General features: G+C 75.6%; 11 protein-coding genes. 7 read left to right on the plus strand and 4 right to left on the minus strand.

All coding sequences use genetic code 11. The annotated features are described in order from the left end of the window. Positions 1-32 precede the first annotated feature (32 nt). Positions 33-953: a LysR family transcriptional regulator gene (locus tag ACF07N_RS12855; protein ID WP_392111645.1), complete on the plus strand. Its 921-nt coding sequence runs from the start codon at positions 33-35 to the stop codon at positions 951-953. A 55-nt stretch (positions 954-1008) separates the two neighbouring features. Further along, the gene (gene pepN, locus ACF07N_RS12860) at positions 1009-3591 is read left to right on the plus strand and encodes an aminopeptidase N (RefSeq protein ID WP_392111648.1); all 2583 of its coding nucleotides are present in this window, start codon (positions 1009-1011) and stop codon (positions 3589-3591) included. A gap of 88 nt (positions 3592-3679) precedes the next feature. Here pepN and ACF07N_RS12865 read toward each other — a convergent pair whose 3' ends face one another. Next, positions 3680-4633 (minus strand): EamA family transporter, encoded by a 954-nt coding sequence (locus ACF07N_RS12865; RefSeq protein ID WP_392111650.1) that lies wholly within the window; start codon positions 4631-4633, stop codon positions 3680-3682. A 105-nt stretch (positions 4634-4738) separates the two neighbouring features. Here ACF07N_RS12865 and ACF07N_RS12870 point away from each other — a divergent pair, with 105 nt between their 5' ends. Beyond that, entirely contained in the window at positions 4739-5248 is a 510-nt protein-coding gene (locus tag ACF07N_RS12870; RefSeq protein WP_392111653.1) for a MarR family winged helix-turn-helix transcriptional regulator, read from the plus strand. A gap of 57 nt (positions 5249-5305) precedes the next feature. On the opposite strand, the gene ACF07N_RS12875 is transcribed toward ACF07N_RS12870, so the two are convergent. From ACF07N_RS12875 to ACF07N_RS12885, 3 genes are all read right to left on the minus strand, one after another. Then, entirely contained in the window at positions 5306-5593 is a 288-nt protein-coding gene (locus ACF07N_RS12875) for a hypothetical protein (RefSeq protein WP_383327920.1), read from the minus strand. 62 nt (positions 5594-5655) lie between these two features. Beyond that, a complete protein-coding gene (gene malQ / locus ACF07N_RS12880; RefSeq protein ID WP_392111656.1) occupies positions 5656-7740 on the minus strand; it encodes a 4-alpha-glucanotransferase in 2085 nt (694 codons plus the stop codon). Continuing rightward, the gene (locus ACF07N_RS12885; RefSeq protein WP_392111659.1) at positions 7741-8001 is read right to left on the minus strand and encodes a hypothetical protein; all 261 of its coding nucleotides are present in this window, start codon (positions 7999-8001) and stop codon (positions 7741-7743) included. It lies immediately after the preceding gene. A 222-nt stretch (positions 8002-8223) separates the two neighbouring features. On the opposite strand from ACF07N_RS12885, the gene ACF07N_RS12890 reads away from it, so the two are divergent. From ACF07N_RS12890 to ACF07N_RS12905, 4 genes are all read left to right on the plus strand, one after another. Then, the gene (locus ACF07N_RS12890; RefSeq protein WP_392111662.1) at positions 8224-11091 is read left to right on the plus strand and encodes a beta-N-acetylglucosaminidase domain-containing protein; all 2868 of its coding nucleotides are present in this window, start codon (positions 8224-8226) and stop codon (positions 11089-11091) included. Positions 11092-11180: 89 nt separating this feature from the next. Next, positions 11181-11714, plus strand: a complete 534-nt coding sequence (locus ACF07N_RS12895) for a PadR family transcriptional regulator (protein WP_392111665.1) — start codon at positions 11181-11183, stop codon at positions 11712-11714. Next, positions 11711-12397 carry an ABC transporter ATP-binding protein gene (locus tag ACF07N_RS12900; protein ID WP_383327935.1) on the plus strand — a complete coding sequence of 229 codons (687 nt, stop codon included), beginning with the start codon at positions 11711-11713 and terminating at the stop codon, positions 12395-12397. Before ACF07N_RS12895 ends, ACF07N_RS12900 begins: the two co-directional genes overlap by 4 nt. Beyond that, on the plus strand, positions 12394-13734 hold the full coding sequence (locus ACF07N_RS12905) for an FtsX-like permease family protein (protein ID WP_392111669.1): 1341 nt from the start codon (positions 12394-12396) through the stop codon (positions 13732-13734). Before ACF07N_RS12900 ends, ACF07N_RS12905 begins: the two co-directional genes overlap by 4 nt. The last annotated feature ends 16 nt before the right edge of the window (positions 13735-13750 follow it).

Here is a 13750-nt window from a genome sequence, read left to right on the forward strand (position 1 = left end):
AGTGCTCACCCTTCCATGAGCGGGACTGATCGATGCGCAGGGGGAGGGCGGCCGCCGTGGCGGGGCTGGAGTTGCGGGAACTGGAGTGCTTCCTGGTGCTGGCCGAGGAGTTGCACTTCGGGCGGACGGGAGAGCGGCTGTACGTGTCGCAGAGCCGGGTGAGCCAGCTGGTGAGCGCGCTGGAGCGCCGGGTGGGCGGGCGGCTGGTGCACCGCACGAGCCGCCGGGTCGCCCTGACCCCGCTCGGGGAGCGGTTCCTGGCGCGGCTGCGTCCGGCCTACGCGGGGCTGCGCGACGCCGTGGAGGACGCGCGGGCCGCCGCCCTGGGGGTCGGGGGCCGTCTGCGGATCGGTTTCCAGGGCACGGCGGACACCCTGCTGACGGCGGCGGTGCGGGACTTCGGGGCGGCCCGCCCGCAGTGCGCGGTGGACCTGGTGGAGATCCCGCTCGCGGATCCCTTCGGCGCGGTGCGTGAGGGAGTGGTGGACGCGGCGGTGGTCCTGCTGCCCGTCGAGGAGCCGGACCTGGTGCTGGGGCCGGTGTTCTCGCGCCGGCCGCAGACCGTCGCGGTCGCCCGGGACCACCCCTTCGCGTCCCGTGCCACGGTGCCGGCGGCGGAGGTGGCGAAGGCGCCGCTGGTCACGGCGGCGCCCCCGGCCCCGGTGTACTGGCGCGCCGCCCACGCCCCCTCCGCCGTCCCGGGCCCGGCGGTGACCACCCTGCAGGAGGGCCTGACGCAGGTCGCCGCCGGGCGCGCGGGCATGCTCCTGTGCCGCCCCACGGCCGCCTACCACCGGCGGGCGGACGTGGTGTTCGTGCCGGTGGAGGGCCTCGCGGAGTCGGCGCTCGGCCTGGTGTGGCACCGGGACGGGGAGTCGGCGGCGGTGTCGGCGTTCGCCCGCGCGCTCGCCGCCCGAGGGGTATCCCTACAAGACACCGAGGTCGTCGCCTGACGCCGAGCCGCCGTGGAAAGATGGCGCAACCCACCCATAACGAGGAGATGACCGCGTGCCTGGCACAAACCTGACCCGCGAAGAGGCGCAGCAGCGGGCGCAGCTGCTCACCGTTGACTCGTACGAGATCGAACTCGACCTCTCCGGCGCGCAGGAGGGCGGCACCTACCGGTCCGTCACCACGGTGCGCTTCGACGTCGACGCCGACAACGGCGCGGAGTCGTTCATCGACCTGGTCGCTCCGGCCGTGCACGAGGTGACGCTGAACGGGGACTCCCTCGACCCCGCCGAGGTCTTCGCGGACTCCCGGATCGCCCTGCCGGGCCTGCTCCGGGGCCGCAACATCCTCCGGGTGGTCGCCGACTGCGCGTACACCAACACCGGCGAGGGTCTGCACCGGTTCGTCGACCCGGTCGACGACCAGGCCTACCTCTACACCCAGTTCGAGGTGCCGGACGCCCGCCGGGTCTTCGCGAGCTTCGAGCAGCCGGATCTGAAGGCGACCTTCCGGTTCACCGTGAAGGCGCCCGAGGGCTGGACCGTCATCTCCAACTCGCCCACCCCGGAGCCCCAGGACAACGTCTGGGCGTTCGAGCCGACGCCCCGGATCTCGACGTACATCACGGCGCTGATCGCCGGCCCCTACCACTCGGTGCACAGCGTGTACGAGAAGGACGGCCAGTCCGTCCCGCTCGGCATCTACTGCCGCCCCTCGCTCGCCGAGTACCTCGACTCGGACGCGATCTTCGAGGTGACCCGGCAGGGCTTCGAGTGGTTCCAGGAGAAGTTCGACTACGCGTACCCGTTCGAGAAGTACGACCAGCTGTTCGTGCCGGAGTTCAACGCGGGCGCGATGGAGAACGCGGGCGCGGTGACCATCCGCGACCAGTACGTGTTCCGCTCGAAGGTGACGGACGCGGCGTACGAGGTGCGCGCGGAGACCATCCTGCACGAGCTGGCCCACATGTGGTTCGGCGACCTCGTGACCATGGAGTGGTGGAACGACCTGTGGCTGAACGAGTCGTTCGCCACCTACACCTCGATCGCCTGCCAGGCCGCCGCGCCCGGCTCGCGCTGGCCGCACTCGTGGACGACGTTCGCGAACTCGATGAAGACGTGGGCGTACCGGCAGGACCAGCTGCCCTCCACGCACCCGATCATGGCGGACATCCGCGACCTGGACGACGTGCTGGTCAACTTCGACGGCATCACGTACGCCAAGGGTGCCTCCGTGCTGAAGCAGCTCGTCGCCTATGTGGGTGAGGACGAGTTCTTCCGGGGCGTGCAGGCGTACTTCAAGGCGCACGCCTTCGGCAACACGCGCCTGTCGGATCTGCTGGGCGCGCTGGAGGAGACCTCCGGCCGCGACCTGAAGACCTGGTCGGGGAAGTGGCTGGAGACGGCCGGCATCAACGTGCTGCGCCCGGAGATCGAGACGGACGCGGACGGGATCGTGACGTCGTTCGCGATCCGTCAGGAGGCCCCGGCCCTGCCCGCCGGCGCCAAGGGCGAGCCGACCCTGCGCCCGCACCGGATCGCCGTCGGCCTGTACGAGCTGGACGAGGACAGCGGCAAGCTGGTCCGCACCGAGCGCGTCGAGCTCGACGTCGACGGTGAGCTGACGGCCGTCCCGCAGCTGTCCGGCAGGCGCCGCCCGGCCGTCGTCCTGCTCAACGACGACGACCTGTCGTACGCGAAGGTCCGCCTGGACGAGCGGTCCCTGGCCGTGGTCACCGAGCACCTGGGCGACTTCGAGTCCTCCCTGCCGCGCGCCCTGTGCTGGGCGTCGGCCTGGGACATGACCCGCGACGCGGAACTGGCGGCGCGCGACTACCTGTCGCTGGTGCTGTCCGGCATCGGCAAGGAGTCCGACATCGGTGTCGTGCAGTCGCTGCAGCGGCAGGTGAAGCTGGCCATCGACCTGTACGCCGACCCGGCCGCCCGCGAGACCCTGCTGGCCCGCTGGACCGACGCAACGCTGGCCCACCTGCGCTCCGCGGCGCCCGGCGGCGACCACCAGCTGGCGTGGGCGCGCGCGTTCGCGGCGACGGCCCGCACGCCGGAGCAGCTGGACCTGCTGGAGGCGCTGCTGGACGGTTCGCAGACGATCGAGGGCCTGGTCGTCGACACGGAGCTGCGGTGGTCGTTCGTGCAGCGGCTGGCGGCGGTCGGCCGGTTCGACGAGGCGGAGATCGCGGCCGAGTACGACCGCGACCGCACGGCGGCCGGTGAGCGGCACGCGGCCACGGCCCGCGCGGCCCGTCCCACGGCGGAGGCCAAGGCGGAGGCGTGGGCGTCCGTCGTCGACTCCGACAAGCTGCCGAACGCCGTGCAGGAGGCGGTCATCGGCGGTTTCGTCCAGACCGACCAGCGCGAGCTGCTCGCCCCGTACACGGAGCGGTACTTCGAGGTGGTGAAGGGCATCTGGGAGTCCCGCTCCCACGAGATGGCCCAGCAGATCGCCGTCGGCCTCTACCCGACCGTGCAGGTGTCCCAGGAGACCCTCGACCGGACGGACGCCTGGCTGGCGTCCGCGGAGCCGAACGCGGCCCTGCGCCGCCTGGTCTCGGAGTCCCGCGCGGGCGTCGAGCGTGCCCTGCGGGCCCAGCGCGCGGACGCGGCGGCGGCCGGGCAGTAGCGGAGTCACCCCACGGCACCAGCGAGGGGCGTCCGGCGTGTGCCGGGCGCCCCTCGCGCCGTCCGTGGCCGCTTCCCCGGCCGCCCCGCTACCGTCGCGCCGTGCCGGCGGCCGCGCGGACCTCCTTCGGGCGCGCGGCCTCGCCCGCCCCGTCCCGTGCCACGTCCCCGGTGGCGCCCGGGCCGCCGCGCCCGGTGAACTGCCCCGCCACCGTCGCCCCGAGCGCCAGGGCCATGCCCACCAGCTGCACCGGGGTCAGGGCCTGCCCGAACGCCGCCCAGCCGACGACCGCCGCGGTCAGCGGGGAGAGCGGCCCGAGGAAGGTGACCTGCGTGGCGGTCATGCGGCCGATGCCGCGGAACCACAGCCAGTACGCGACGGCCGTGTTGGCCAGGGCGAGGTAGAGGTAGCCGCCGGCGGCCCGCCCGTCCAGGGCCGGGGGCGCGCCCTCCACCAGGAAGGCGAGCGGCGCGATCAGCAGGCCGCCCGCGGTCAGCTGCCAGCCGGTGAGCGCCAGCGGTCCGACCCCGGCGGGGCGTCCCCAGCGCTGGGTGAGGACCGTTCCGGCGGACATGGAGACGGTGGCGGCGAGGGCCGCGAGCACACCGAGCGCGTCCAGCGCCCCGGCGGCGCGCAGCACCACGAGGCTCACGCCGAACGCGGCCACGGCCCCGGTGAGCAGGGTGCGCCGGGTCGGCCGCTGCCCGAGCAGCACCGCCGAGAGCCCGGCGACGAACAGGGGTCCCGCCGAGCCGACGACCGCCGCAAGACCGCCGGGCAGCCGGTAGGCGGAGAGGAACAGCAGCGGGAAGAAGGCGCCGATGTTCAGCGCGCCGAGCGCGGCCGCCTTCCCCCACCAGGCGCCGCGCGGCAGCGTCCGGGCGAGGGCGAGCAGCAGCAGGCCCGCGGGCAGGGCGCGCATCAGGCCGGTGAACAGCGGGCGGTCGGCCGGGAGGAACTCGGTGGTGACCGCGTAGGTGGTGCCCCAGGAGACGGGGGCCAGGGCGGTGAGGGCGATGAGAGCCGGGCGGGGGACGGCCATGGGAGATACCCTTCGACTAGGTCGGCAGGAAGTAGCTTAGCGCTAAGCAACTTTCCGTCAAGCTACTTTCTTGCGGGTGACCCGGTGGGAGCCGATACTCCTGCCATGAGCGAAGCGGAGCAGCGCAGGGACCCCGTCGACGCGATCATCGAGCAGTGGGCGCGGGTCAGGCCCGACCTCGACACCACCGCCATGGAGGTCTTCGGCCGGATCAACCGGATCGCGCACGCGATGGGCGAACGCGCCACGAAGGTCTACGCGGAGTTCGGCATCTCCCGCGGCGAGTTCGACGTCCTGGCGACCCTGCGCCGCTCCGGGGAGCCCTACACGCTCTCGCCCCGGCAGCTCTCGGCCACGCTGATGCTCACCACCGGCGGCATGACCGGACGGCTCGACAAACTGGAGCGCGCCGGGCTGCTGCGCCGCTCCCCCGACCCGCACGACCGGCGCGGGCTGCGCGTGACGCTCACCGACGAGGGCCTCGCCCTGGTCGACGAGGCGGTCGGGGCGGGACTGGCCGTGCAGACGCAGGCGCTGTCGGCGCTCGACGCCGACCGGGCCGGCCGGCTGGCGGACCTGCTGCGGGACCTGCTGACGGGCGCGGACCGCCCCTGACACACCGAGGGCGCCGTCGCGGTGACCGCGACGGCGCCCTCGGTGGAAATCCCTCGGTCAGGCCTTGACTTCGGTCTGCGCGTCGGCCTTGGTGGTGATGTTGGAGCTCGTCGGGTCCTTCTTCTTGTGCGACTTGTCGCCGACCATCACCAGTCCGGCGATGACCAGGTAGAGCACGATCGGGGCCACGACGAAGAGGCCCAGCGTCTCGATGACGCTCAGGCCCGTGCCGGGGTCGTCACCGTCGTCGCGGGTGAGCGCGGAGGCGGGGGACGACATGAGCAGCATCATCAGCGTCGTTCCGGCTGCCAGGGCGCCGGCGCGCAGGGCGTTCTTCTTGTCCACGGTGTCAAAGTATCCAACGCCGCCCGCGCCCGCGCGCCCGGGGTGCCGTAAGGGGCGCGGTCTCAGGGTCCGGCCTCCCTCAGCACCTCCATCAGCGCGTGCAGCCGCGGCGAGGCCGCCAGCTCCTCCAGCGTCACCGGACGGCCCTCGGCGTCCGCGATGGGCAGGCGCCAGTTCGGGTACTGGTCCCACGTCCCCGGGAGGTTCTGCGGGCGGCGGTCGCCGACCCCGTCCGGCAGCCAGACGCCGACCATGCGGGCCGGGGTGCGCAGCAGGAAGCGGTGCACGGCCTGGATCTCGGCCTCCTCCGAGGAGGCGTCGGAGCCGCCGCCGGTGCCGTGCAGCAGGCCAAGCTCCGAGAGCAGGGACAGCCACTCCGCCGTGTCGGCGGCGGCCTCGGCGCGCTCCTCGCGCAGCGGGCGGGTCAGCAGGCCGAGGCTGTCGCGCAGCTCCACGTGCTCGCCGGTCAGGCGGGCCGCGGTGGAGGGCAGGTCGTGGGTGGTGGCGGTGGCCAGGCAGTCGGCGCGCCAACTCTCGGGCGGCAGGGGGCGGCCGTCGCCCTCCCAGTCGCGTTCGAACCAGAGCACGGACGTGCCGAGCACCCCGCGCTCGCGCAGCGCCTCGCGCACCCCGGGCTCGACGGTGCCGAGGTCCTCGCCGATCACCAGCGCCCCGGCCCGGGAGGCCTCCAGGACCAGGACGGCGAGCATGGCCTCGGCGTCGTAGCGGACGTAGGTGCCCTCGGTGGGCGGGTGGCCCTGGGGGACCCACCACAGGCGGAACAGGCCCATGACGTGGTCGATGCGCAGGGCCCCGGCGTAGCGGAAGAGGGCGCGCAGCAGCTCGCGGAAGGGCGCGTAGCCGGAGTCGGCCAGCCGGTCGGGCCGCCAGGGGGGCAGGCCCCAGTCCTGGCCGCGGGCGTTGAAGGCGTCCGGCGGGGCGCCGACGGACATGCCGGCCGCGAAGTGGTCCTGCTGCGCCCAGGCGTCGGCACCGGCGGGGTGCACGCCGACCGCCAGGTCGTGGACGATCCCGACGGGCATGCCCGCCTCGCGGGCGGCGCGCTGCGCGGCGGTCAGCTGGGTGTCGGTGAGCCAGGCGAGCCGGGACCAGAAGTCGACCCGGTCCATCAGGCCGTTGCGGGCGCGGGTCGTCTCGGCCGAGCGGGGGTCGCGCAGGCCGGTGGGCCAGCGGTGCCAGTCCGGGCCGTGCACCTCGGCGAGCGCGCACCAGGTGGCGTGGTCCTCCAGGGCCCGGCCCTGTTCGGCGAGGAAGTCGCAGTAGGCGGCGCGCCTGCCGGGGCCGAGGGGGACCGCGCAGATCAGTTCGAGCGCCTCGCGCTTGAGCTCCCACACGGCGTCCCGGTCGATCAGGGCGCCCTTGTGCAGCACCGTCTCGCGCAGCCGGGCCGCCCGCTCCAGCAGGGCCCGCAGTCGGTCGGGGTCCTCGACGTGGGCGGCCTCGGGGACGTCCTCGATCCGCAGGTGCACCGGGTCGGGGAAGCGGCGTGAGGAGGGGCGGTAGGGCGAGGGGTCGGTGGGGGCGCCCGGCACGGCCGCGTGCAGCGGGTTGACCTGGACGAAGCCGGCGCCCAGCGACCGCCCGGCCCAGCCGGCCAGTTCGGCCAGGTCCCCGAGGTCGCCCATGCCCCAGGAACGCCGGGACAGCAGGGAGTAGAGCTGGACGAGGAGCCCGTACGAACGGCCGGCCGCGGCGGGCAGGCGCTCCGGCGCGACGATCAGGTGGGCGTCGGCGGTGCGGCCGTCGGGGGCCGTGGCGGTCAGCCGGTGGACGCCGGGCGGGAGGTGTTCGGCGGAGGCGCGGGTCTCGCCCTGCTCGGTCCCGACGCGCAGCCGGGTCCCCTCGGGGAGGGCGGTGAGGGCGGCCGGCGGGTGCGTGCCCCAGGCGACGACGGTGGGCGGGAGCAGCCGCGCGCCCAGCTCCCGCTCGCGGGCGGCGAGCGCGGCGCGGACGGCGCCGGGCGTGCTCGCGTCCACGCCGAGAGCGGCCAGGGCGAGGGTGACCGCGGTGGCCGAGGCGGCGACCGTGCGGTCCGGGGAGGGACTGTAGGAAGGGGCCACGCCGTGCAGGGCGGCGAGGCGGGACAGGTCCTCGGAGAGCGGTTCGGCCGGCCGGGGAGCGGTCATCTAGAGCCTCGTGTGGTCCGGGACGAAGGCGGGGGGCTCGCTGGTCAGCGGGGCGGCTTCGGCGAGCGGCGGCTCGCTGGTGAGGGGCTCGGCGTCGGGCAGCGGCGGCTCGCTGGTCAGCGGCGGCTCGGTGCAGGCGCTCTCGGAGCTGAAGACGCAGTACTGCGGGTCGTAGTGGCGGGGCTCGTCGAGATCGGCGGACGGGTCGTCCGCCACGGGTTTGGACGGGGCCGGGAGCGGAAGGAAAGTCATCGCAGCCACGGGGGCCTCCTCGTCGGGTACGGCTTGCGGGTCATCGCAGCCCTACCCAGTCGGCGCGGGCGCAGACGCCCTTCGCCGAACATCGTGCTCCTGCTCACACTTCGCTCCCCTCCACAGGTTCCATATTCCGGCAAAAGCAGTCACATCGGCCACTCTCGTTGACACCCTCGCGGAGCGGGTGATGGGCTCGTTCCGCCGGTCGAACACACCTGGAGCCGGCCTGTGGGACTGCGGCACGGGAAGCGGGCGGCGGCCCTCGCGGTCGCCGTCCTGGCCGGAAGCCTCGGGGCCGCGCCCGCCGCGGTGGCGGCTCCGGCCCCGCCCGGCCCGGCCGCGGCGCCGGCCCCCGGCATCACCGGCGCGGACCCGTCCGTGTGGCCGCGCCCGCAGTCCCTGCGCGGCAACGGCGCCCCTGTCGCCGTGCCGGACGAGGTCGCGCTGCTTTCCGATGCGCACGCCGATCCGTACGCCCTCGACGCGCTGCGCGCGCTCCTGCGGCACGCCGGGGCGCGCCGGATCACGGACACTGCCGGGCCGGGCGCCCTGGTCGTGCGCGCGCGGACGCGGCCCGCCCGCCCGGGCGACCGGCACGCCCTGCCCTCCGAGGGTTACGAACTGACCGTGGGCGCGAGCGGCGTCAGCCTCACCGGCACCGGCCCGGACGGGCTGTTCCACGCCGTGCAGACCCTGCGTCAGCTGCTGCGCCCGGACGGCACCCTCGCGGCGGCCGTGGTGCGCGACTGGCCCGGCACCGCCGTACGCGGGGTCACCGAGGGCTTCTACGGGACCGCGTGGACGCACCGGCAGCGCCTGGCACAGCTCGACTTCCTGGGGCGCACCAAGCAGAACCGCTACCTGTACGCCCCGGGTGACGACCTGTACCGGCAAGCCCGCTGGCGCGAGCCCTACCCGGCGGCGCAGCGGGCCGCGTTCCGGGAGCTGGCCAAGCGGGCGCGCCGCAACCACGTCACACCCGGCTGGGCGGTGGCCCCGGGCCAGGCGATGTGCTTCGCCTCCGACGCCGACGTGCGGGCGCTGACGCGGAAGCTGGACGCCATGTGGGCGCTGGGGTTCCGGTCCTTCCAGCTCCAGTTCCAGGACGTCAGCTACAGCGAGTGGCACTGCGCGGCGGACGCCGGCCGGTACGGGTCCGGGCCGGAGGCGGCCGCCCGGGCGCAGGCGCGGGTGGCGAACGCGGTCGCCCGGCACCTGGAGCGAGAACACCCCGGTGCCGCCGGGCTGTCGCTCATGCCGACCGAGTACTACGCGGACGGCACGACCGACTACCGCAGGGCCCTGGCACGGGCCCTGGCGGAGGGCGTCGAGGTGGCGTGGACGGGCGTCGGGGTGGTCCCCCGCACCATCACGGGCCGCGAACTGGCCGAGGCGCGGCGGGCGTTCGCACACCCGCTGGTCACGATGGACAACTACCCGGTCAACGACTACGCGCCCGGCCGCCTCTTCCTCGGCCCCTACCAGGGCCGCGAGCCGGCCGTCGCGGCCGGCTCCGCCGCGCTGCTCGCCAACGCCATGCAGCAGCCGGAGGCGTCCCGCATCCCGCTGTTCACCGCCGCCGACTACGCCTGGAACCCGCGCGGCTACCGGCCCGGGGAGTCCTGGCGGGCCGCGATCGCCGACCTGGCGGGCGGGGACCGGCGGCGCGAGCAGGCCCTGGCGGCGCTCGCCGGGAACGACGCGTCGTCGGTGCTGGACGGCGAGGAGTCGGCGTACCTGCGCCCGCTGACCGAGGCCTACTGGCGTTCCCGCGCGACGGGCGGGGCGGGCGGCGAGGAGGCCGCGCGGCGGCTGCGGCAGGCCTTCGCGGTGCTGCGCGAGCTGCCCGGCCGGCTGGCGGGCACGGGCCTGGGCGCGGAGGTCGCGCCCTGGGCGGAGCAGTTGTCCCGCTACGGCGAGGCGGGCACGGCCGCGCTCGGCATGCTGGACGCGCAGCGCGCCGGGGACGCGGCGGCGGCCTGGACGGCGTACCGCAGGCTCGGGGTCCTGCGGGACCGTCTCCAGTCGGCTCCCGTCGAGGTCGGCACGGACGTCCTGGACGCCTTCCTGCAGCGGGCGCAGAAGTCGTACACGGCGTGGTCGGGCATCGACCACGAGCCGCCGCGCAGCCCCGGAGACGGCCGCACCCTGCGGTTCCCGCACGCGCGTGCGCTGACCACCGTGACGGTCCTGTCCGAGCCGGGCACGGAGGGCCGGGTCGAGGTGCGCGTCCCCGGCCGGGGCTGGCGTGAGGTGGGGCGGCTGGACGCGTCGGGGGCGACCGAGGTGCGGCTGCCGGGCGGGGCGCGGGCCGGGCAGACGGTGGAGGCGGTGCGGGTCGGCGGCCCCGCACCGTCCCGGGTGCGCCATCTCGTCCCCTGGTTCGCCGACGCGCCCGCCATCTCCCTCGGCCTGGACCGGGACCGGGTGGACGTGGAGACCGGCCGCACCGAGCGGCTGACGGCGCGGCTGGAGTCCCTGCGGCCGGCCGACGCGCGCGGCAGGCTCACCGCCGAGGCGCCGCGGGGCGTCCGGGTGCGGGTGCCGGGGGGCGAGTCGGCCGTACCGCGCGGCACGACCGTCGAGGTGCCGGTCGAGGTGACCGTCGACCGCGGCGCCCCGACGCGGTCCTACGACGTCCGGCTGCGCTTCGCGGGAGCGGCCCGCACGCTCACCGTCCGGGCGTTCCCGCCCACCGGGGGACCCGATCTGGCCCGCGCCAGAACGGCCCGTTCCGCGGCCGACGAGACGCCCGCCTTCCCCGCGTCGGCGGCCATCGACGGCGACCCGGGCACCCGCTGGTCCTCCCCGGCCGACGACGGGGCCTGGTGGCAGGTCGAGCTGCCCCGGCCGGCGCGGCTCGGACGGGTCGTGCTGCGCTGGCAGGACGCGCACCCCTCCGCCTACCGCGTCCAGGTCTCGCCGGACGGCCGCCGCTGGCGGACGGCGGCCGCGGTGCGGGACGGCCGGGGCGGCGTCGAGAGCGTCCGCATGGACGAACGGGACGTGCGCTTCGTCCGCGTCCAGGGCGAGAAGCGGGCCACGCCGTACGGGTACTCGCTGTGGTCGGCGGAGGTGTACGCGGTCACGGAGTGAGCCCGGTCCGGTCCCCGGTGAAGGCGGACCCGATCTTTTCCGCGGCCGACTATTCACTCAGTACATGTACTGAGTACATAATGAGCCGCATGAGCACCCGCCACATCCTGCTGGGCCTGCTCGCCACGGGTCCGAGCCACGGCTACGACCTCAAGCGACGCCATGACGAACGCTTCCCGCAGGCCCGCCCACTGGCCTACGGGCAGGTCTACACGACCCTCCAGCGCCTCGTCCGCGACGGTCTCGCCGAGATCGACGGCACCGACTCGGACGGCGGCCCGGAGCGGACGACCTACCGCTCGACCGACGAGGGGACGCGCGAGCTGTCCCGCTGGGCCGCGCAGACCGCGCCGCCCGCGCCCTTCGTGGCCAATGAGATCTTCGCGAAGGTCGTGGTCGCGATCCTCTCCGGCGGCGACCCGGCCGGTTACCTGAGCGCCCAGCGCGCCGCCCACATGGAGCGGATGCGGGAGCTGACGGCCCTCAAGGCCGCCCCGGGCACCGACCTGGCGACCGTGCTCTCGGCCGACTACGCCCTCAACCACCTCGACGCCGACCTCCGCTGGATGACCACCACGGCGGCCCGGCTCACCACCCTGACCGCGGAGGTCGAAGGACCATGAACGAACCCGTGCCCCTCCTCATGGCCCGTGGCCTGACCAAGGCACACGGCAGGACGCCCGCCCTGCGCGGCGCCCGCGTCGACCTGCGCGCCGGGGAGATCCTCGCCGTGACCGGCCCGAGCGGCAGCGGCAAGTCGACGCTGCTGCACTGCCTGGCCGGGATCGTGCGCCCGGACGAGGGCTCCGTGACGTACGACGGACAGCGGCTGGAGGACCTGCCCGAGCAGCGGCTGAGCGCGCTGCGGCGCACCGAGTTCGGCGTGGTGTTCCAGTTCGGCCAGCTCGTCCCCGAGCTGACGGTCCTGGACAACGTCGCCCTGCCCCTGCTGCTGGCCGGCACCGGCCGGGCCGCCGCCCGGGCCCGGGCCGGTGAGTGGCTGGAGCGCTTCGGGGTGCGCGGGCAGGGGGAGCTGCGCCCGGGTGAGCTGAGCGGCGGCCAGGCCCAGCGGGCGGCACTGGCCCGAGCCCTGGTCACCGGGCCGAGGGTGGTCTTCGCCGACGAGCCGACGGGGGCGCTGGACTCCCTCGCGAGCGAGCACGTCATGACGGCCCTGGTGCACACGGCCCGCGAGTCCGGCACGGCGGTGCTGCTGATCACGCACGACGCCCAGGTGGCGGCGTACGCGGACCGCGAGGTCCAGCTGCGGGACGGGGCCGTGGCGGGGCTCGGGGTGACGGCATGAGGGCGCTGCGCGCGGATCTGCGGCTCGCCTGGGAGCTCACGCGCGGTGCGGACCGCGGGGAGTGGTGGCGGGCGGCGCTCACGGCGCTGGGCGCGGCGCCGGCGACGGCGCTCGCCCTCGCGGCCGTCGTCCTGGCGTCGCTGCGCGGCAGCCGGCCGCTCCCGTTCGCCGCGGGCATCCTCGACCAGCCCGGCACCCGGGCCGGGGTGGTGCTCGGGCTGCTGCTCCTGCTCCTGCCGGTGCTCGGGTTCGTCGGCCAGTGCGCCCGGATCGGGGCCGTGCACCGCGACCGGAGGCTCGCCGGGCTGCGGCTCGCCGGGGCCACGCCCTGGCAGGTGCGGCGGATCGCCGCGCTGGAGACCGGGCTCGCCTGTGCGCTCGGGTCGGCCGTCGCCACCGTCCCCTCGGTGCTGTTCCTGGCGCGCCTGCGGGACGGCCTCACCGCTCCGGTCCTGGCCGCCGTCGCCGTGGTCGCGGTCGCGGTGCCGGTGCTGGGCGCGGCGGCGGGCGCCCTGGCGCTGCGCCGGGTCGTGGCCTCGCCGCTCGGTTCGGTGCGCCGGACCGCGCCGCGCGCCGGCCGGGGCTCCCGGACGCTGTTCCTGTGCGGTCTGCTGCTCGCCGCCGTGTCGGCGCTGCTGACGGCGGTCACCGCCGCGGACGCCCCGCACGGGTCGTCCGGCGGGCCGCCGCTGCCCCTGGCGGGCCTGGTCGTCGCGGCCGGCGCGGGTGCGGTGTGGCTGTCCGCGGCCACGGCCCGGGTCACCGGGCGGATCCTGGCCGTGCGGGCCCGTTCAGCGGCGACGCTGATCGCCGCTGAACGGCTGCGCGACGACCCGTGGTCGGCCGCCCGCACGCACGCGGCCGTGCTGCTGGTGACGGTCGCCGGGACCGGCTTCCTGGGCATCCGGCGGGTGCTGGCCGACGTGGTGCGCGACCGGCCGGACGCCTCCTACTACCTCACGGGCCTGAACCTCACCGGCGCCGCCGTCGCGGTCGCCTTCGCCCTCACCCTGTCAGGGCTGGCGGTGGGCACCGCCGAGTCCGTGGCGGGCCGCCGCCGGGGCCTGGCCGCGCAGGTCGCGGCGGGCGTGCCGGGAGCGGTGCTCGGGCGGGCCCTGCTGCTGGAGACCGCGCTGCCGCTGGCCCCCGCGCTGCTGCTCGCGGGCCTGGGCGGCACGGCCGCCGGCGCCTGGTACGCCGTGCTCGCGGGCCGGCCGGTCCCCTGGGCGATCGCCCTGGTGCCCCTCGCCGCCTACGCCGCCTGCCTGCTCGCCGCGGCCGGCTCGCTGCCCCTACTGCGCCGGTCGATGCGCCCCGGGGAGCTGCGGTACGCGTGAGCGCGAACGCCCCCGG

Source organism: Streptomyces sp. NPDC015242, from assembly GCF_043079125.1.
Classification (GTDB): Bacteria; Actinomycetota; Actinomycetes; order Streptomycetales; family Streptomycetaceae; genus Streptomyces.